Source organism: Rhodococcus sp. NPDC019050 (assembly GCF_055664235.1).
Genome location: NZ_JBVOON010000022.1, coordinates 51,781 through 71,277, shown reverse-complemented (window position 1 = coordinate 71,277; position 19,497 = coordinate 51,781). Strand labels below are relative to the sequence as shown.

At 65.9% G+C, this 19,497-nt stretch carries 19 protein-coding genes; 13 read left to right on the top strand and 6 right to left on the bottom strand.

Annotated elements, in window-relative coordinates; genetic code table 11:
• The first annotated feature begins 122 nt into the window (after positions 1 to 122).
• Positions 123 to 422: a pyridoxamine 5'-phosphate oxidase family protein gene (locus AC0B44_RS19355; protein WP_471904417.1), complete on the top strand. Its 300-nt coding sequence runs from the start codon at positions 123 to 125 to the stop codon at positions 420 to 422.
• Here the strand turns inward: AC0B44_RS19355 and AC0B44_RS19350 are convergent.
• On the bottom strand, positions 367 to 861 hold the full coding sequence (locus tag AC0B44_RS19350; RefSeq protein WP_471904416.1) for a DUF1707 SHOCT-like domain-containing protein: 495 nt from the start codon (positions 859 to 861) through the stop codon (positions 367 to 369). The genes AC0B44_RS19355 and AC0B44_RS19350 overlap by 56 nt on opposite strands.
• 137 nt (positions 862 to 998) lie before the next feature.
• Here AC0B44_RS19350 and AC0B44_RS19345 point away from each other — a divergent pair, with 137 nt between their 5' ends.
• A complete protein-coding gene (locus AC0B44_RS19345) occupies positions 999 to 1,568 on the top strand; it encodes a PadR family transcriptional regulator (RefSeq protein WP_471904415.1) in 570 nt (189 codons plus the stop codon).
• Here AC0B44_RS19345 and AC0B44_RS19340 read toward each other — a convergent pair.
• The 3 genes from AC0B44_RS19340 to AC0B44_RS19330 form a co-directional block, all read right to left on the bottom strand.
• Entirely contained in the window at positions 1,519 to 2,769 is a 1,251-nt protein-coding gene (locus AC0B44_RS19340; protein WP_471904414.1) for an NAD(P)/FAD-dependent oxidoreductase, read from the bottom strand. The genes AC0B44_RS19345 and AC0B44_RS19340 overlap by 50 nt on opposite strands.
• Before the next feature lie 79 nt (positions 2,770 to 2,848).
• Positions 2,849 to 3,505 carry a response regulator gene (locus AC0B44_RS19335; RefSeq protein ID WP_471904413.1) on the bottom strand — a complete coding sequence of 219 codons (657 nt, stop codon included), beginning with the start codon at positions 3,503 to 3,505 and terminating at the stop codon, positions 2,849 to 2,851.
• Complete coding sequence (locus AC0B44_RS19330) at positions 3,502 to 4,650, bottom strand: sensor histidine kinase (RefSeq protein ID WP_471904412.1); 1,149 nt, start codon at positions 4,648 to 4,650, stop codon at positions 3,502 to 3,504. Before AC0B44_RS19330 ends, AC0B44_RS19335 begins: the two co-directional genes overlap by 4 nt.
• 110 nt (positions 4,651 to 4,760) lie before the next feature.
• Between AC0B44_RS19330 and AC0B44_RS19325 the strand changes: the two genes are divergently transcribed.
• The 10 genes from AC0B44_RS19325 to AC0B44_RS19280 all read left to right on the top strand — a co-directional run bounded on the left by AC0B44_RS19325 (position 4,761) and on the right by AC0B44_RS19280 (position 16,581).
• Complete coding sequence (locus AC0B44_RS19325; RefSeq protein WP_471904411.1) at positions 4,761 to 5,753, top strand: ABC transporter ATP-binding protein; 993 nt, start codon at positions 4,761 to 4,763, stop codon at positions 5,751 to 5,753.
• A gap of 1 nt (position 5,754) precedes the next feature.
• Positions 5,755 to 6,645: an ABC transporter permease gene (locus AC0B44_RS19320; RefSeq protein WP_471904410.1), complete on the top strand. Its 891-nt coding sequence runs from the start codon at positions 5,755 to 5,757 to the stop codon at positions 6,643 to 6,645.
• 133 nt (positions 6,646 to 6,778) lie between these two features.
• Positions 6,779 to 7,069, top strand: a complete 291-nt coding sequence (locus tag AC0B44_RS19315; protein WP_471904409.1) for an FmdB family zinc ribbon protein — start codon at positions 6,779 to 6,781, stop codon at positions 7,067 to 7,069.
• Between the two features lie 49 nt (positions 7,070 to 7,118).
• Positions 7,119 to 8,372 carry a formamidase gene (gene fmdA, locus AC0B44_RS19310; protein WP_471904408.1) on the top strand — a complete coding sequence of 418 codons (1,254 nt, stop codon included), beginning with the start codon at positions 7,119 to 7,121 and terminating at the stop codon, positions 8,370 to 8,372.
• Positions 8,373 to 8,422: 50 nt separating this feature from the next.
• Positions 8,423 to 10,348 (top strand): molecular chaperone HtpG, encoded by a 1,926-nt coding sequence (gene htpG / locus AC0B44_RS19305; RefSeq protein ID WP_471904407.1) that lies wholly within the window; start codon positions 8,423 to 8,425, stop codon positions 10,346 to 10,348.
• A gap of 85 nt (positions 10,349 to 10,433) precedes the next feature.
• Positions 10,434 to 11,210, top strand: a complete 777-nt coding sequence (locus tag AC0B44_RS19300) for an HAD-IIA family hydrolase (RefSeq protein WP_471904406.1) — start codon at positions 10,434 to 10,436, stop codon at positions 11,208 to 11,210.
• 120 nt (positions 11,211 to 11,330) lie between these two features.
• Complete coding sequence (locus tag AC0B44_RS19295; RefSeq protein WP_471904405.1) at positions 11,331 to 11,858, top strand: DUF6764 family protein; 528 nt, start codon at positions 11,331 to 11,333, stop codon at positions 11,856 to 11,858.
• 220 nt (positions 11,859 to 12,078) lie between these two features.
• On the top strand, positions 12,079 to 13,704 hold the full coding sequence (gene groL, locus AC0B44_RS19290) for a chaperonin GroEL (protein ID WP_471904404.1): 1,626 nt from the start codon (positions 12,079 to 12,081) through the stop codon (positions 13,702 to 13,704).
• Between the two features lie 779 nt (positions 13,705 to 14,483).
• Positions 14,484 to 15,350 carry an alpha/beta hydrolase gene (locus AC0B44_RS19285; protein ID WP_471904403.1) on the top strand — a complete coding sequence of 289 codons (867 nt, stop codon included), beginning with the start codon at positions 14,484 to 14,486 and terminating at the stop codon, positions 15,348 to 15,350.
• 229 nt (positions 15,351 to 15,579) lie between these two features.
• Positions 15,580 to 16,581, top strand: a complete 1,002-nt coding sequence (locus AC0B44_RS19280; RefSeq protein ID WP_471904402.1) for an alpha/beta hydrolase — start codon at positions 15,580 to 15,582, stop codon at positions 16,579 to 16,581.
• A 612-nt stretch (positions 16,582 to 17,193) separates the two neighbouring features.
• Here AC0B44_RS19280 and AC0B44_RS19275 read toward each other — a convergent pair.
• Positions 17,194 to 18,183, bottom strand: a complete 990-nt coding sequence (locus tag AC0B44_RS19275; protein ID WP_471904401.1) for a bile acid:sodium symporter family protein — start codon at positions 18,181 to 18,183, stop codon at positions 17,194 to 17,196.
• 84 nt (positions 18,184 to 18,267) lie between these two features.
• Here AC0B44_RS19275 and AC0B44_RS19270 point away from each other — a divergent pair, with 84 nt between their 5' ends.
• On the top strand, positions 18,268 to 19,176 hold the full coding sequence (locus tag AC0B44_RS19270) for a LysR family transcriptional regulator (protein WP_471904400.1): 909 nt from the start codon (positions 18,268 to 18,270) through the stop codon (positions 19,174 to 19,176).
• Here the strand turns inward: AC0B44_RS19270 and AC0B44_RS19265 are convergent.
• Positions 19,143 to 19,346 (bottom strand): PspC domain-containing protein, encoded by a 204-nt coding sequence (locus tag AC0B44_RS19265; RefSeq protein ID WP_471904399.1) that lies wholly within the window; start codon positions 19,344 to 19,346, stop codon positions 19,143 to 19,145. The genes AC0B44_RS19270 and AC0B44_RS19265 overlap by 34 nt on opposite strands.
• Between the last annotated feature and the right edge of the window lie 151 nt (positions 19,347 to 19,497).

Sequence of the window (19,497 nt, the reverse complement as noted above, 5' to 3'; positions counted from 1 at the left end):
GCGTCCCGCCATGATCCCTATCGTCCCTTCTTCGCCCTCACCAGGGCAATCAGGACTCTAGAACAACCCGGACCTACTCGCAGGGGACATGCCAGGACGGGACTTTCGTATGGCTCAATTCGGTGGTCCGCAGTCAACGGTGGACCGACCTCGAGCGTGATCCTCGTATCGCCGTCGTGGTGGACGGAGGCGAGGAGTTCGGAGATCTCCGTGGGGTGGAGATCCGGGGCGCGGTGAGGGTGGTCGGCGACGTGCCGCGCGGGACCGATCCGGACGGCGCTCTCGACGGCGTCGAATTGGCGTTCGCCCGAAAGTACACGGGCAGGGACCAATTCGTGGCGGACGGGCGGCACGCCTGGCTCCGGGTCACTCCCGAGTCGATTGCAAGCTGGGACTTCCGTAAGTTCGGGAAGAGGCGCTGAGCGCGCGCACATGACGAAGGGCTGTCGCGTGCGGTGAACTGTCGATTCCGAGCAATGTGCGTCCGAGGAGTACGAGGCCCCACGGTCCGATCACCCAGAGCGGCCACGGGTAGATCATGGATGTGGTCGCGAGGGAGATGATTCCCCAGATCAGGATGTTGATCGCACCCACTCCCAGCCATACCGACCATTCGATCCGTTGGTTGGGTGTGAGGCGGGGGCGGTTGTGCAGCAGTGGGTTTCGGGGTGCCGGCAAAGTGTTCACCGGCAGGTCGGTGAATTCTTTCTGGGCTTCGGCGGCGGTTCTGGCTTCGTAGATGCGGCCTGCTCGCTCCTCGAATTCATCGATGGTGAGACGACCGGCTCCGGCGTGCCGTGCGAGTTCTTCGACATGCTGTGAACGTTCGGAATCGGATAGCCGCAGGTTGTCGGTGGACATGGGGTCCTCCAAAAGGGGGTCCGGGGGAGGTGCTCTTCGAGGGAGACTTCCGGAGAAGATTCCATTGTGGAATGTCGTAGTTCCATGGTGAATATGCCACAGTGGAATGTCAACCCCCTGCGGAGAGGAATCAATCGATGGCCGGTCGCCCGCTCAACGCCACGGCAGCGTCGCTACTCGGGTTTCTGCACGAGGGCCCGAAGACGGGCTGGGACCTGGTGACCACGGCGCAGATGCGCATCGGAAAGTTCTGGTCGTTGACCACCAGTCAGGTGTATCGGGAACTCGCGGCGATGGAACGCGACGGACTGGTCGAAGCCGGTGAGAAGGGACCGCGAGAACGCAAGCCCTACAGCGTGACCGACGCCGGACGACAGGCATTCGCCACCTGGCTCGAGCGCGAACCCGGACCGGAGAACATCCGGCACCCTCTCCTGCTCACCGTCGCGTTCGCCGACCATCTGCCGCCGCACCGGCTCGCCGAGATCCTCGCCCACTATCGCGCCGAGCACGAACGGCAACTCGCCGAATACGAAGAACTCCTCGCGGGTCACTCGTTGCCCGACTATCCGGCGGCCACCGTCGAATTCGGAGTGGTGTACGAGCGCGCCGTCCTCAGCTGGCTCGACGGTATGGACGAACGACTCGACGCGGCGGTCACCGAAGCGGATCGAGGTACGTCATCAGAGGATCCCGCTGTCCCGTAATCGCATTCGACAGCATCCGGCCCGTCATCGGTCCGAGCGCGATTCCCCACATACCGTGACCGCCCGCAACGAAGACCCGCCTCGACCGGGTGCCGCCCACCAGCGGAAGGCCGTCCACGGAGCAAGGCCGGGACCCCACCCATTCCTCACGTCGCGCATTCCAGTCGATACCCCGCAGCAGCGGGCGGGTCGCGTCGACGATCGCGCGGACACGTCGTGGATCGAGTGGCGTATTGGGATCGCGGAACTCCATCATTCCCGCGATACGGAAGCGATCGTGCAGCGGAGTGCAGGCCACCCGATGCGCCGGAAAGTACACGGGGTTCTTCGGCAGCGTCGCGGGCAGGACGCTGAAGCTGTACCCGCGACCGGCCTGGACCGGCGTACGCACCCCGAACGGGCGGGCAAGCGCGTTCAATCGCGCGCCGGTCGCGAGTACCACTGCGTCGGCGTGCCTTTCGTCCCCGCCGGCGGCCGACACCACCACATCACCGCCGCTGTCGCGCACGTCCACCGCATCGAAACCGGTGACGATCTCCCCACCTCGCTCCCGCACCGATGTGGCGAGGGCATCGGCGAAGCGCGGCGGATCGATGTACCGCTGGCCCCGGATCCGGACACCGGACCGAACGGCTTCCCCCAGCAGTGGCTCGAGGGAACGTGTCGTCGCGCCGTCCAGGACGTCGTAGTCGATATCGCTGCCGGCCGTACGCGCCTGCTCGAGTTCCGCGACCAGATGGTCCCGGTCCCCGTCGGACGTGAAAGCCGCCAGGAACGGATCGGCGGTCCGCGTCATCTCGGCCACCCGATTCTCCCGGCCTCCGCGCGCGAGGTCGTCGTACGCGTCCAGCGCACGCCGGTTGAGTTGCGCGAACACGCCCATCGTCGACCGCCATTGCCGTGCGGTGCAGTGGCGCGCGAAACCCAGGAGGAAGCGGATCAGTCGCGTGTCGGTGGTCGGTGGAACGTAGACCGGCGACGACGGAGTGAACACGGATCGCAGCCCGTACCGGAGGACGTCGGGCGACGGCAACGGCAGCGTCAGGGCCGGGGCGAGCCAGCCCGCATTTCCCCACGACGCGTCGGCTGCCACCCCGACCCGGTCCAGAACGGTGACCTGGATGTCGTGCTCCTGGAGGAACCACGCGGTCGACAACCCCACCGCACCGGCGCCCACGACTGTCACTCGGCGAATTGCCATGACGCACTCCCGTCGTCCGAGCTACCGTGTCCTCCATCATGGACCGGTGCGGGCGCGGGCGCCCGGCGTGAAGGGCACGTCAGGGCTGCAACCCCGCGCGGATCGCGAACACCACGAGCTGGGCGCGGTCGCGCGCCCCGAGCTTCGTCATCGCCCGCGAGACGTGGGTACGCACCGTCTCGGGGCTGACCACGAGTTCGCCGGCGATCTCCTTGTTGGAGCGACCGGTCCCGACCCACGCGACGATCTCGCGCTCCCGCGTGGTGAGTACTTCGAGCCGCGGGCGGGGTCCGTGCGGCGCGTCCTGCCGGTGGGCGAAGTGTTCGATCACCCGCCGGGTGACGGACGGTGCGAGCAACGATCCACCCCCCGCGACAACGCGTACGGCGTCGAGCAGCGCGGTCGGCTCGGCATCTTTGAGCAGGAACCCGCTGGCGCCGGCATGCAGTGCCTCGAAGACGTATTCGTCGAGTTCGAAGGTCGTGAGCACCAGCACCCGCACGTCGCGCAACGTCGGGTCGGCGGTGATCCGGCGCAACACTTCCAGTCCGTCCGGTGCGGGCATCCGGATGTCGCAGAGGACCACGTCCGGGTGCGTGTGCGCGACGACGGACAGCGCCTCGATGCCGCCGGCGGCTTCTCCCACCACCTCGATGTCCGATTCGACGGCGAACAACGTTCGCAGCCCTACCCGCACGAGCGCCTGATCGTCGACGAGGACCACCCGCACCGTCATCGTCCGCTCCCTTCGCCCGGCGTCCCGGACGGGAGCACTGCTCGCACGACGAATCCACCGTCCCGTCCGGGAGCGGCGACGAACGTTCCCCCGAGTTCGGCCACGCGATCCGCCATGGCGCGCAAGCCGAGCCCTCCGCTCGGGGCGGGCACGTCGCAGCCCTGTCCGTCGTCGGCGACCTGCACGGTCAGCGCCTGCCCCTCGTCCCGGACGTCCACGGTCACCGCGTGGGCGCGTGCGTGCCGCAGGACGTTGATCATCGCTTCCGCGACGACGGAGTACACGACCCGGTCGACGTCGGACGACACCGGATGGGCATCCACCCGTACCTCGACGTCGAGACCGGCGGCCCGGATCCGGTCGGCGAGAACCGGCAGGTCGGCCGTGCCGCGTTGCGGGCGGCGTTCAGCCGTGTCTCCCGCAAGGGTCGTGAGTTCCGCCCGTAGTTCGCCGAGGGCATCGCGGCTCGTGTCTCGGATCGCGACGAGCGCGGACCGTACCGCCCCGGGATCACGCTCGAGCACATGCAGCGCCACTCCTGCCTGCATCGCGATCACTGCGAGTCCGTGCCCCACCCCGTCGTGCAGGTCACGGGCAATCCGGAGTTGTTCCTCGGTGGCCGACCGCCGGATCCGCTCGGCGTTCGCGTCCCGTCGCGCCGATCGCCAGAAGCCCACGGCAGCGGCGGCAATCGCGACGGCTGTGGTGCCGATCGTCTGCCATGCCGCGATCCAGCCGGGATAGCCGGTGACCGCGACGCGGGCCGCCTGCCCGACAGCGAGGATCGCGGCGGCGAGAATGCCGGGAGCCGCGAGGTCCCGGACCGGACGGACCGTCGCCGCACCGAACGCGGCGAGGGCGGGCATGAGGAAGATCGGTCCGTCGCTTCCGCCCGTCACGAAGTACACACCCATCAGGACCGGCACCGCACTCACCGCGGCCCGTGGCCACCGCACGGCGCTGAGCGCGACCGCCGCGCACGCGGCCGCGAGTGCGCCGGCGCCAGCCGTTGCCGCCGGCTGCCGAGCGCTGTTCGCACCGAGCGATGCCACGGCCACCAAGAAGACGACGGCGACTGCGAATCCGGCGCGGAGTACCACGGGCCCGGTGTCACCACGGACCTCACGGCTGTGATCGGTACTCACACTCCTCGACGCTAGCCGCGTCGAAGAATCCGTGCGCTACGCAAATCTGCGTATCTCCGGGCGGCCCGTCGTCGGACGACACCGCTGTATGCCCGGCCGAGGATCGGATCATGACCGAACGCATCCGAACCCGCGCAGACACACCCTCCGATATCCGCACCACCGACCCACCCGGTCGCGCCGACCCGGCGGCTGCCGAAACGGTCGTCGAGACGGTCGCGCTCACCAAACGCTACGGCGACCGTACCGCGGTCGATGCCGTGGACATGACGGTCCGCCGCGGCGAGATCTACGGATTCCTCGGCCCCAACGGCGCCGGGAAGACCACGACACTCCGCATGATCCTCGGCTTGATCCGGCCGAGCTCCGGCTCTGCTCGGGTGTTGGGCCACGCCGCCGGTACCCGCGAGCCGTCCTCACGGACGGGAGCTCTCATCGAGGGCCCCGGCTTCTTTCCTTATCTGTCCGGCCGGGCGAACCTGCGCACCCTCGCGCGTCACCGGGGATGCAGCGACCGCTCGGCCGAGGACGCGCTGAGCCGCGTCGACCTGGCGGACCGCGGTGGCGACAAGTACAAGTCGTATTCGCTGGGGATGAAACAGCGCCTCGGAGTGGCTGCTGCGCTGCTCGGCGATCCCGACTTACTCGTGCTCGACGAACCCACCAACGGGCTCGACCCGAGCGGCATGGCCGACATGCGCGCGCTCATCCTCGAACTCGCACAATCCGGGCACACCGTGATCCTCTCGAGTCACCTGCTTGGTGAGGTCCAGGAGATCTGCGACCGCGTCGGTGTCATCGCGAACGGGCACCTGGTGCGGGAATCGGCGGTGTCGTTGCTGCTCGGTGACGCAGTCCTGAAGGTCTGCGGTACCCCGCTGGATCGGGTGGTCGCGCTCGCCTCGGATCTGGCCGGGGAGAACGGCTTCCGGATCGACGGTGATGCCGTGCTGCTGGATCTTCCACCCGACCGTGCTCCGGACGTCGTCCGCACGCTCGTCGCCGCCGACGTCGCGGTGTCCTCGGTCGGACCTGCCGAACGCACTCTCGAAGAGGTGTTCTTCGAAATGACCGGCGACTCCGCACATCCGAAAGGGATCTGACATGTCTGCCTCGACGCTCCGTCCGCACCCCGGCGAACTCCCACCCAGCCTGCACAACACCGTTCCGCACAGCCTTCGCGCCGAACTGTTCCGGCTGCGCTCGTGGCCGGCCGTGTGGGCGACTGTCGGCACGTGGTTCCTGCTCGCCATCGTGTTCGGTTACGTCTTCCCCTACATCTCCTACACGACCGGCAACGCGGGCTTCTCGACCGAGGGGGAGTCGAGCGACGCGTTGCTCAACGATGTTCTGCCGGGGTCCTTCCCGGATGTGGTCGTGCAGGGCACGCCGTTGTTCGGTGGCGCGCTGGTGCTCGTCCTCGGCGCGCTCGTTGCCGGGAACGGCTACGGCTGGGGAACCTGGAAAAGCGTGTTCGCTCAGGGTCGCCTCCGCCCCACGACCGGGGCACTGCTCGCCCTCACGGCCATCGCAGCCGCGATGGTCGTCGCGACCGTCGCGCTCTGTGCACTCGTGTCCGTGGCGATTGCCACGGTCGAGTCGCAACCCGTCACCTGGCCCGCGGTCGACACGGTCCTGAAATCCGCGGGCACGGCTTACCTGGTGTTCTTGATGTGGGGCACGATCGGCTTCGCACTCGGCACCTATGCCCGCAGCGCCGCCTTGTCCGTCGGTCTGGGACTCGTGTGGACCCTCGTGGTGGAGAACCTGTTGCGGGGTGTCGGTGGCGCACTGCCGGCTGTGGAGAACGTGACGGCATTCCTGCCGGGGACCGCGGCCGGATCACTCGTCGGCGCGGTCGCCGGAGGTGGGAGCCCCACACCCGGCGTGGTGGAGGTGATCTCCGGACCACGCGCCGCGGTCACGGTCGCCGCTTACGTCGTCGCGTCCGTGGTGACGACGCTGGTTCTGGTGCGACGCCGTGACGTAAATTGACGGTAATGTTTCTGCCTCGTAACGACTTTCGTCGACGTTCGACGGCACGAACATTCGTCGGCTACGGTCGGGAACGGTTGCTGTGTGTGAGGTTGCCGCAGCGTGTTTTCCTGCCGTCCGAAGGGTCATGTCGATGCCGCTCTACGAATACAAGTGCACCGAATGTGGGCCGTTCGACGTGTTCGTCCCGATGAGCGAGGTTCGGTCGGTCGCAGCGTGCCCTGCGTGTGCGGGCGACGCGCGACGCGCCGTCACCGCACCTCGCCTCGGGCACGGGCGCACGGCGGCGATGCGATTGCTCGACTCGACGGCGCGAACCGCGTCCGAGCCCGCGGTGGTGTCGGGCGCGATACCGGGGCGTCCGCGAACTCCGCCGCGTCCGGTCACCACCGATCCGCGCCACCGCACACTGCCCCGTCCCTGAAGAACGACCGCGCTCGACGAAAGCCCGGCCGCGCACCCTGGAGGTTTCCTTGCCCGACGTCATCTTCCCGCTCGACTCCACTCGCAAGTTCACCGAGCAAGAGAAGATCGGCCACAACCGTTGGCACCCCGATATTCCTCCGGTCGCGACGGTGAAGCCGGGAGACTCGTTCCGCGTGCACTGCCGCGAGTGGTTCGACGGGGAGATCCACAACGACGACTCCGCCGACGACATCCGTAACGCTCCGCTGCACACCGTGCACGCGCTGTCCGGGCCGTTCGCGGTGGAGGGTGCGAAACCCGGGGATCTACTGATCGTCGACATTCTCGACCTGGGTCCGATCCCGCAGGAAGATTCCGGGCCGCTGGCCGGCCAGGGCTGGGGCTACACCGGCATCTTCGCCAAGCCGAACGGCGGTGGGTTCCTCACAGACCAGTTCCCCGACGCGTACAAGGCGGTCTGGGATTTCTCCGGTCAGACCGCGACGAGCCGGCACATTCCGCATGTGTCTTTCACCGGCATCGTGCACCCGGGTCTGATGGGCACGGCCCCGTCGCACGACCTGCTCTCGACGTGGAACACCCGTGAAGCTGCGCTGATCGCGACGGATCCGGATCGTGTTCCGCCGCTGGCACTCCCACCGGAACCGAACGGCGCGATTCTCGGGAGCCTGAGCGGTGCGGAGTTCGATCGGGTCGCCGGGGAGGGCGCTCGTACCGCACCGCCGCGCGAGAACGGCGGCAATCAGGACATCAAGAACCTCACCAAGGGCAGCCGCATCTTCTATCCCGTGTTCGTCGACGGCGCGAATCTCTCGGTCGGCGACCTGCACTTCTCCCAGGGCGACGGCGAGATCACGTTCTGCGGCGCCATCGAGATGGGCGGGTTCATCGATCTTCGCGTCGACATCATTCCCGGCGGGATGACGACCTACGGCGTGAGCGAGAACGCGATCTTCATGCCGGGCAACACCGACCCGCAGTTCTCGGAGTGGCTGGCGTTCTCCGGAACGTCGGTGACGCTCGACGGTGAACAGCGGTACCTGGATTCGCAACTGGCGTACCAGCGCGCGTGTCTGCACGCCATCGACTACCTCACCAAGTTCGGTTACACCCCGGAACAGGCCTATCTTCTGCTCGGTGCCGCGCCCATCGAAGGCAGGCTGTCGGGAGTCGTCGACATCCCGAACTCGTGCGCGACCGTCTACATCCCGACCTCGATCTTCGACTTCCCGGTCTCCCCGAGCGTCGACGGCCCGTTCCGGATCGATCCCGGTGCGGGGGCGCCCCGCTCACCGGCGTGATCACGTCCTAAGATCCCCGTTCGAAAGTTCTGCTGCCGAAGGGGACAAGAATGAGCACACACGTCGAACAGCGTGAGTTCCAGGCCGAGACGCGCCAACTGCTCGATCTGATGATCCACTCGATCTACTCGAACAAGGACACCTTCCTCCGAGAGTTGATCTCCAATGCGTCCGATGCGCTGGACAAGCTTCGTCTCGAGTCCTTCCGGGACAAGGATCTGCAGGTGGACACGTCCGACCTGCACATCGAACTCGAGGTCGACAAGGACGCCCGCACCCTCACGGTCCGGGACAACGGCATCGGCATGACGCGCGACGAGGTTGTCGATCTGATCGGGACGCTCGCGCGTTCGGGCACCGGCGAACTGCGGCAGAAGTTGCGTGAAGCCAAGGACGCCGCGGCGTCCCAGGAGCTGATCGGCCAGTTCGGTATCGGTTTCTATGCCTCCTTCATGGTGGCCGACAAGGTCACCCTGGTCACCCGCAAGGCGGGGGAGGACGCCGGGACCCGCTGGGAATCGAGCGGAGAATCGACGTACACCATCGAGACCGTCGACGAGGCGCCGCAGGGCACCTCCGTCATCCTTCATCTCAAGCCGGAGGACGCCGACGACCACCTCTTCGACTACACCTCGCAGTGGAAGCTCGAGGAGATCGTCAAGAAGTACTCGGACTTCATCGCCTGGCCGATCCGCATGGAGGTCACGCGCACCACGAAGGGCGAGGACGGTGAGGACGAGGTCAGCGTCGAGACCAAGACGCTGAACTCCCGGAAAGCACTGTGGGCGCGTTCGAAGGACGAGGTCTCCGACGAGGAGTACACCGAGTTCTACAAGCACGTCGCGCATGCGTGGGACGAACCCCTCGAGGTCATTCCCCTGCGCGCCGAGGGCACCTTCGAGTACCAGGCGTTGCTGTTCATCCCGACGCACGCGCCGTTCGATCTGTTCTCCCGCGAACGGGCCACCGGCATCCAGCTCTACGTCAAGCGCGTCTTCATCATGGACGACTGCGAGGACCTCGTCCCCGAGTACCTGCGGTTCGTCAAGGGTGTGGTCGACGCCCAGGACCTCTCGCTCAACGTCTCGCGCGAGATCCTCCAGCAGGACCGGCAGATCCGTGCCATCCGCCGGCGGCTCACCAAGAAGGTCCTGTCGACCGTCAAGGACATGGCCGCTCACGACGCCGACAAGTACCGGACCTTCTGGCAGGAATTCGGCCGCGTCCTGAAGGAAGGCCTGATCTCCGACACCGACAATCGGGAGACGCTGCTCGAGATCGCGTCCTTCGATTCGACCGCGAGCGACGACCAGCAGACCACGCTGGCCGGTTACGTCGAGCGGATGAAGGACGGTCAGGAAGAGATCTACTACATCACCGGCGAATCCCGGCAGCTGCTCGAGAGCTCTCCGCACATGGAGGCGTTCGCGGCGAAGGGCATCGAGGTGCTGTTGCTGACCGACCCGGTCGACGAGATGTGGGTGACGTCGGTCCCCGAGTACGACGGCAAGGTCTTCCGTTCCGTCGCCAAGGGCGAGGTGGATCTCGGCACCGACGACGAGAAGAAGGCGGCGGAAGCCGAACGCGAGGAGCAGGAGAAGGAGTTCGGCGACCTGCTCACGTGGATGAAGGAATCCCTCGACGAGCACGTCAAGGAAGTGCGGCTCTCGTCGCGCCTCACGACCTCGCCCGCCTGCATCGTGGGAGACACGTTCAGCATGTCGCCGGCTCTCGAGCGGATGTACCGGGCGTCCGGTCAGCCGGTGCCGCGGACAAAGCGCATCCTCGAACTGAACGCTGCGCATCCGCTCGTCTCGGGACTGCGTACCGCGCACGCGGAGCGCACCGACGACCCGGCGCTCGCCGAGACCGCGGAACTGCTCTACGGAATGGCGCTCATCGCGGAAGGCGGTGAAGTGGAGGACCCGGCGCGCTTCACCCGGCTCCTCGCCGACCGCCTCGCCCGCACCGTGTGAGCGACCGGGGCCGGAACGGGTTGCGCGATCCGTTCCGGCCCCGGGCCGCTGGCCCCTGTCCGAACTTCCCCGATAGGGTCTGGTCATGAGTGCCGTGGGTGGAGTTCTGTTCGATATCGAGGGCGTGCTCGTCACCTCGTGGAAGCCGGTTCCCGGGGCTGCCGACGTGCTCGCCCGGTTGCGAGAGGACGGCGTCACACGCGCCTTTCTCACCAATACGACATCGCGCACACGCGCCGCGATCGCGCGCAGCCTCACCGACCTGGGAATGCCGGTCGACCCGGACGAAATAGTCACAGCGGCAGGGCTCACCGCGGAATACGTGCGGCAGACCTACCCCGGACGGCGCTGCTGGGTACTGAACGACGGAGACATCGGTGACGACCTCGACGAGATCGTGCAGGACGATGTCGACCCGGAGGTCGTCGTCCTCGGAGGCGCGGGCCCGCGATACGACCACCGGTCGCTGAGCCGCGTGGCGGAACTGATGCTCGACGGGGTACCGGTCGTCGCGATGCACCGGGCCATGTCCTGGCAGACGGACGACGGGTTGCGCCTCGACACCGGCTCCTACCTCACCGGGCTCGAGGAACTGACCGGCCGGACCGCGGTGACGGTGGGTAAGCCCTCGATGAGAGGGTTCCTCGTCGCGGCGGAGTTGATGGGCGCCGAGCCCGACTCGGTCGTCGTGGTCGGTGACGATCTCGCAGGCGAAGTCATACCCGGCCAGCGGCTCGGAATGACCGGAGTTCTGGTGCGTACCGGCAAGTTTCGTGAATCGGTGCTCGAACTGTCGGTCGACCTGCCCGACCACGTGATCGATTCGGTGGCAGATCTTCCCGCCCTCCTCGACACGCTCTGACACCCGCCTGCCTCGTGTGACACGGACCCTCGCGCCCGACCGGTGTGATCGGTACCCTTCCGCCGGGGGATACCCCCTCACCGTCTCCTGTCGAGGCAATCCAGCGCAGAGGAGTGCTCTTTGTCCATTCGTTCCTTCCGATCCGTTCTCTCCGGTCGTCGTGTCGCGCGCGCCGGCGTGCTCGTCGCTCTCGGCGTCGCGTCGGCCTCCTTCATGGGCGCCGGGGTAGCGGCGGCCGCTCCGGTGACATGCGTGTCCCCGCCTTCCCAGAACCAGATCCTCGTCTCCGAGACGGCGAGTTGCGGTGCGACGGCCGCTCCCGGCGCGTCGGCCCGTGCGTCGGCGGCCGACAGCGGCACCGCGGTATCGGTCGCGCAGCAGGGCGGCACCGCCGAGTCCCAGGCGACCGGCTTCGGCACCGCGCTGAGCGGGGCGGCCGACGGTGGCCGTTCCTACGCATATGCGCTCGGCGGCGGGCTGAGCCATTCGTGGGCCCAGGGACCGGCCGTGACGGTATCGGTCTCGGGCTGGGGATCGGGCGCGACCGCCGACGCGACCGGGGTGACCTGCGTCGGGGCGCAGTCGTTCGCCGTCAACACCGCTACCGGGCAGTGGTGCGCGGTTGGCGTCGGGTCCACGCCCCGATAGAGATTTCCGCGTTTTTCCGCTGCACTGTGACGGGGGTGGTGAGTGCCTGTAATCTTGCACTCACCACCCCCGAGTGCTAAGAATGCACTTAGCACTCGCAACACGTGAGTGCCAGGTCGGGACGGTGAGACCGGGAATAAGACACTTCCTGGTCGTCCGTCGCGGGCACTGAACCCGGCCGGCAAGCGTGTCACCCCCATACCCGGAGGATCACTTCGCAATGGCCAAGATCATCGCGTTCGACGAAGAGGCTCGTCGCGGCCTCGAACGGGGCCTCAACAGCCTCGCCGACGCAGTCAAGGTGACGTTGGGCCCCAAGGGTCGCAACGTCGTTCTCGAGAAGAAGTGGGGCGCTCCCACGATCACCAACGATGGTGTGTCCATCGCCAAGGAGATCGAGCTCGAGGACCCGTACGAGAAGATCGGCGCCGAGCTGGTCAAGGAAGTCGCCAAGAAGACCGACGACGTTGCGGGTGACGGCACCACCACCGCCACCGTTCTCGCTCAGGCGCTGGTGCGCGAAGGTCTGCGCAACGTCGCAGCCGGAGCGAACCCCCTCGGCCTCAAGCGCGGCATCGAGAAGGCTGTCGAGGCCGTCACGGCCCGTCTGCTCGACACCGCCAAGGAAGTCGAGACCAAGGAGCAGATCGCTGCTACCGCCGGCATCTCCGCCGGTGACCCCGCGATCGGTGAGCTCATCGCCGAGGCCATCGACAAGGTGGGCAAAGAAGGCGTCATCACCGTCGAGGAGTCCAACACCTTCGGCCTCCAGCTCGAGCTGACCGAGGGCATGCGCTTCGACAAGGGCTACATCTCCCTCTACTTCGCCACTGACGCAGAGCGTCAGGAAGCGGTGCTCGAGGATCCCTACATCCTGCTCGTCAGCTCCAAGATCTCCACGGTCAAGGACCTGCTGCCGCTGCTCGAGAAGGTCATCCAGTCGGGCAAGCCGCTGCTGATCATCGCCGAGGACGTCGAGGGCGAAGCCCTGTCGACCCTCGTGCTGAACAAGATCCGTGGCACCTTCAAGTCCGTCGCCGTCAAGGCTCCGGGCTTCGGCGACCGCCGTAAGGCTCAGCTCGCCGACATCGCCATCCTCACGGGCGGCGAGGTCATCAGCGAAGAGGTCGGCCTCTCCCTCGAGACCGCCGGCGTCGAGCTGCTCGGCCAGGCACGCAAGGTCGTCGTCACCAAGGACGAGACCACCATCGTCGAGGGTGCGGGCGATCCCGACTCCATCGCCGGTCGCGTCAACCAGATCCGCGCCGAGATCGAGGCGTCGGATTCGGACTACGACCGCGAGAAGCTGCAGGAGCGCCTGGCCAAGCTGGCCGGTGGCGTCGCCGTCATCAAGGCCGGCGCTGCGACCGAGGTCGAGCTCAAGGAGCGCAAGCACCGCATCGAAGATGCCGTGCGTAACGCCAAGGCAGCCGTCGAAGAGGGCATCGTCGCCGGCGGTGGCGTTGCACTTCTGCAGGCCGCTCCGGCTCTGGACGACCTGAAGCTCGAGGGTGACGAGGCAACCGGCGCGAACATCGTCCGCGTCGCTCTCGAAGCTCCGCTGAAGCAGATCGCCTTCAACGCCGGCCTCGAGCCCGGCGTGGTTGCCGAGAAGGTTCGCAACCTGCCCGCGGGTCACGGCCTCAACGCCGCGACCAACGAGTACGGCGACCTGCTCGCTGCCGGCATCAACGACCCGGTCAAGGTCACCCGCTCGGCACTGCAGAACGCAGCGTCCATCGCGGCTCTGTTCCTGACCACCGAGGCCGTCGTCGCCGACAAGCCGGAGAAGTCCTCCGCTCCGGCCGGCGATCCGACCGGCGGCATGGGCGGCATGGACTTCTGATCCAGCCCCCGGCATACGCCAGGTAGTCCTCCGCGAGGCCCGATCCCACTCCGGTGGGGTCGGGCCTCGCCGTGCGTCCTGAGTTCTTACGCCGGGCACGGAGCCGTTCCCTCGAACAGATGAAATCACTGGTGAATGTCGCGGGCACCCTCCCGAATCAGCGTTTATTTCTGGTACAACGAATTTGGATGCGAGCCGCGGAGGCATTCGTACGGAGCGTGGGATCCGTGGGTCCAGCGGTAGTCAGGGCACAAGGGTGCCGATCCGCACAACCTGTGGGGATCGCCCGTCGCCGAGACATGGGCGGACATCCCGGTGCATTGCGAAATGTATTCGGCAGGAACGCATTCGCGGACCAGGAGTGCGGCTTGCGCGCCTTGTGGCCGATGACGGCTGACGCTACGGAGCTATACTCCGCGCGCCGTCGGGCGTCTTCCGGTTTCGCAGCGCACGCGGAGGTCCGCCGTCCCGCGGGCCCGGCACCTGCCGTACAGTTCCGCCGGAATTCGATACCCGAGTCCCGGTGCCCGGTTCGTTTCCATTGCGGGGTTTATGGTGTATCTATTGACAGGGCCCCGGACCATTCGGGGCAGTAACGCAGCGTCGCCGCTTGCGCTGACCAAGGCATACAGGAGGTTGGTCGAGTGATCTCGGCTCTGTTCCGGCGAGTGATCGCCACTGTTGGCATAGGGGTGTTGGTAATCCTTGGATCGCCGACTGTTTCCTCTGCCGAACCCGTTTCGCACCTGTCATCCATCGAGGTCAAGAGCGATCGCGTCGTGGTGGCCCATGTGTACTCCGCGGCGATGGATCGTCTCGTGCCGCTGCGCGTGTACAGGCCGGCGGACACGAGCGAGCCGAGCCCGACGCTCTATCTACTCAACGGTGCCAGTGGTGGCGAGGGTGTGGCGACCTGGGATGCGCGCACGAACATGGACGAGTTCTTCGCCGAGAAGAACGTCAACGTCGTCACCCCGTTGGACGGCTCGTTCAGCTACTACACCGATTGGATCTCGGACGACCCGACTCTGGGCCGCAACAAGTGGACGACGTTCCTCACCCGTGAACTGCCGCCGATCATCGATGCCGAATTCGGCACGACCGGTGTGAACGCGATCGCCGGGTTGTCGATGTCGGGGACGTCGGTTCTGAGTCTCGCGATCGCGGAGCCGACGCTGTACAAGGCCGTGGGTGCCTACAGTGGTTGCGCCGAAACGAGCTCCGAACTCGGACAGCTCTACGTTCGGACCGTGGTCGAAACTCGCGGAGAAGCGAACGCGGAGAACATGTGGGGCCCGTTCGACGGTCCGGGTTGGGTCGAGAACGATCCTTTTGTCAACGCCGAGAAGCTGCGCGGCATCGATCTGTACATCTCGTCGGCTACCGGGCTGCCGGGTAAGCATGATCATCTCGGCGCTGACGGGGTCGGCGACGATGCGGGCGTGCTGGCGAATCAGGTAGTTGTCGGCGGCGTGATCGAGGCTGCGGTCGACAATTGCACCCGCCGTTTGGCTGAGCGCCTGGAGGAGTTGGAGATTCCCGCTGTGTTCGAGTTCCGGCCGGCGGGAACACATTCCTGGGGTTACTGGGAAGACGATCTGCACAACTCGTGGCCCATGCTTGCGGAGGCACTCGAGGTGCGCTGAGCCGAGCACCGACCTGATGCGCTCACTTCCGAACCGGTCATCACCTTTGACGGTGATGACCGGTTCGTCGTATACGGGCACGCCTCGGAAACTTGACCGACTCCCACCAGAATGTCGGTTTCGCACCATTCCTTCTTCTCGTGGTGTATCTATTGATGCGTCTCCGGACTATTCGGAGGCGGTCATCGGGCGTCGCCGCGTGCGTCGACGAAGCATCAGGGAGGGTCGAGTGATCTCGGCGTTGTTCCAGCGGATACTTGCGGTGGTGGGGGTAGCGGCGACGGTTCTCGTTGCGCTGCCGAATATTGCTTCTGCGCAGAATGTTTCGTATCTGACCCACATCGTTGTCGAGAACGAACGCGCGGTGGTGGCCCACGTGTACTCCGCGGCGATGGACCGGGTCGTGCCGCTTCGTGTGCGCACACCGGCCGACACGAGTCACGCCAGCCCCACGCTGTACCTGTTGAACGGGGCCGGCGGAGGGCAGGGGGTAGCCACCTGGGACGAGCAGACGGACATCGACGAATTCTTCGCCGACAAGGACGTCAACGTCGTGACTCCACTGGACGGTTCGTTCACCTACTACACGGACTGGCGACGGGACGACCCGGTGCTCGGCCGCAACAAGTGGACCACCTTCCTCACGCGTGAGCTTCCTCCCATCATCGATGACGCCTTCGGTACGACGGGCGTGAATGCCATCGCGGGGCTGTCCATGTCGGGGACATCGGTGTTGGGCCTCGCCATCGCGAAGCCGACGTTGTATCGGGCGGTGGGTGCCTACAGCGGATGTGCCGAAACGAGTACCGAACTCGGGCAACTCTATATCCGGACCGTGGTCGAAAGCCGCGGAGGAGCTGATGTGGAGAACATGTGGGGCCCGCTCGACGGTCCGGGATGGGTCGAGAACGACCCGTACGTCAACGCCGAGAAGTTGCGCGGTATCGACCTCTATATCTCCTCGGCAACCGGACTCCCGGGCAAGCATGAGCACCTCGGCGCCCGTTCGGTCGGGAACGACCCGGCTCTGCTGCTGAATCAGGTGGTGATGGGCGGCGTGATCGAGGCTGCGGTCGACGACTGCACACGGCGTCTGGCCACCAGGCTAGAAGAACTGGATATACCCGCTGTTTTCGAGTTTCGCCCGACCGGAACGCATTCCTGGGGTTATTGGGAAGACGACTTGCACAACTCGTGGCCCATGCTTGCGAGGGCTATGGAGACGCGCTGATATTTGCACGGTCGGGTGCGCTCATTTGTCATGGGCGCATCGCGATAGTTCCTGCGAATTATGTTTAGGCACAGTGGATTAGCGAACAGCTTTCACTCTCGACTTTCTCCTCGAAAACCATTGACGCTTTAAGTACCGGACAGTATGGTTTGCCCAGGCACGCGCTCGGATCTGAAATATACTGTGCCGCAACTGATCTGTTCATCATTTCCAGGAGGACACATGGGTAGCACAACGATCACCGAGATCATCAACTTCTTCTTCTCGCTGCTCCTGCAGACCGCGCAGTTCATCAGCTGATCGCCGCATAACCCGATCGTCGCTGTAACCGATCACTGGTTGTACCTGACCGCCGATCGTCGCTGTATCCGACACCCGGGGGCATGAGGTCTCCGGCAGGAATCTGGAGGAAAAATGGGTAGCATCTCGAGTGGTTTCGAAGCCATCAGCCAGTTCGTCGAACTGATCCTGGTGATCGCGCCGGTGCTGCTGACCGGCTCGCTGTAGAGAGTGGATTATGAGGCCGTGAGTTCCGAAGTTCGGGACTCACGGCCTCTTCCGTTTCGTGGGCGCGTTCGTCTGCGCCGGACCGACGGTTTCCCTCCGGGCCGATCAGCTTTGCATTGCCGGCTCGGGCGCTTGTTTCGCAAGCCGGGCAGCGATGGCGGCGCACACGAGCAGCTGGATCTGATGAAAGAGCATGAGCGGAAGCACGATCAACCCGATCGGCTCGCCCGGGAAGAGGACCGTGGCCATCGGAAGTCCGGTCGCAAGCGATTTGGTGGAACCGCAGAAGAGGATCGCCGTGCGGTCTTCGTACGAGAATCCGAGCTTGGGTGGCGCGAACCAGGTGAGAGCCAGCACGATCGCCAGCAGGAGTATGCACACCCCGACGAGTGCGAGCAGGCGCAGCACGGACAATTGAGTCCAGATTCCCTCGTTCATGCCGCGGCTGAAGGCCACGTAGACGACGAGCAGAATCGAACCGCGGTCGACGACCTTGAGGGGCTTGCCGTGTGCCGTGACCCAGCCACCGATCCAGCGACGCACGACCTGGCCCGCCACGAACGGCACGAGAAGCATGAGCACGATGTCCAGCACCGCGCCCGAACTGAAGGTCACTCCTTGCGTACTCATGGTGACCGCCACGAGGGCCGGGGTGAGGAGGATACCGAGCAGACTGGATGCGGAGGCAGAGACGACCGCACCGGGGATGTTGCCCCGTGCGACCGACACGAGCGCGATCGACGACTGCACCGTCGAAGGCAACAGGCACAGGTACAGCACACCCAGATAGAGCGGATCGCTGAGCAGCCAGGGCACGAAGACCTTTGCGGCCAGACCCAGGAGCGGGAAGATCACGAAGGTGGTCGCGAGGATGGTTGCGTGTAGCCGCCAGTGTCGCAGCCCCGCGACGGCCTCGGCGGTCGACAGGCGTGCACCGTAGAGGAAGAACAGCAGTCCGATGGCGATCTTCGACGCCCAGGTGAAGACATCGAGTCCGACGCCGTGCGCCGGCAGGACCGCCGCGACGGCAACCGTCGCGAGGATCCCAACGAGGAACGGGTCGAGTCGGTTGAGCAACGGTATCTTCGCCAGCATGGCTCGACGCTAGGCCACTGCGCCTCGATTCGAGAAGCCGATTACCCCGATCACTGTAATCACAGATTGTGATTGAATGCGGAAGTGTTCGATCCCGTTCATCTACGAAGCTTTCTGGCCGTCGAGAGGGAACGCAGTTTCACCGCGGCCGCGCGACGCCTGGGCCTGCGCCAGTCCACGGTGAGTCAGCACGTCGCGAAACTCGAGGCGGCGGCGGGCCGCCGATTGTTCGTGCGCGACACCCACACCGTCGAACCGACTGCCGACGGCAGTGCGATGCTCGGCTTCGCCCGTGAGATCCTCGACCGCCACGGCGCGGCCCAGCACTACTTCACCGAATCCACCGTGAGCGGGCGCGTGCGGTTCGGTGCGTCCGACGACCTGGTACTCCACGAATTGCCCGCGATCCTGGCCGAGTTCCGGCGGGGGCATCCCCGGGTGGACTTCGAACTCACCGTCGGACTCAGCGAGAACCTGCATCGAAGCCTCGACAACGGCGAACTCGACCTCATGTTCGGGAAACGCCGGCCGGGGGAGCGGCACGGTGAGCTGATCTTCAGCGACAGGCTCGAGTTCCTCGGTGCGCCCGGGTTCGTACCGGACCCGGAGGGTCCGATTCCGCTCGTCACCTATCCGCACCCGTCGCTGACCCGCGGGATCGCACTCGACGTGCTCCAGCGCTGCGGGTACGGGGCGCGGGTCACGTGCGTCGCGGACAGTCTCATCGGCCTACGGGCGGCGGCGCTGGCGGGTTTGGGCGTCGTACTGCACGCGAGTCGGCTCCCGCCGGCGGGTCTCGTCCCGGTGCGGTCCGGAACCCGCCGATTACCGGACGCCGGCCACCTCGAATTCGTTCTCGTCGCGCGGCGCAGCGTGCTCAGCGAGCCGGAGAGTGCGCTGAGAGCGGCGATCCTCGCCAACGCGGACCGGTTGGTGCGCGAGGTCCGCGAGGGCGAGTCTCATTCGGGGAGCAGCATCCACAGAGCGAGGTAGACCAGTATCGCGGTACCGCCGGTGACGAAAGGGGTGAGCACGGTGATCGTGCGGACGAGATTGACGTCCACTTCGAAGTACTCGGCGAGGCCTCCGCAGACACCACCGAGGATGCGCTGCGTGGACGAACGGACGAACGGGCGTGGGGGTGTGTTGTTCTCGAATGTCATGAGTCGATCGTGGATCGTTCGCACATCAGGGCTGTACCCGGATCTCCACCCTGATCTTTCTCCGATACGGCAAGTGCGATGCTGAAATCAGCTCGAGGCGAAGTATCGCGCTGCCGGGCTGCCGGGCACAGACTGTGCCCGAGACATTCTT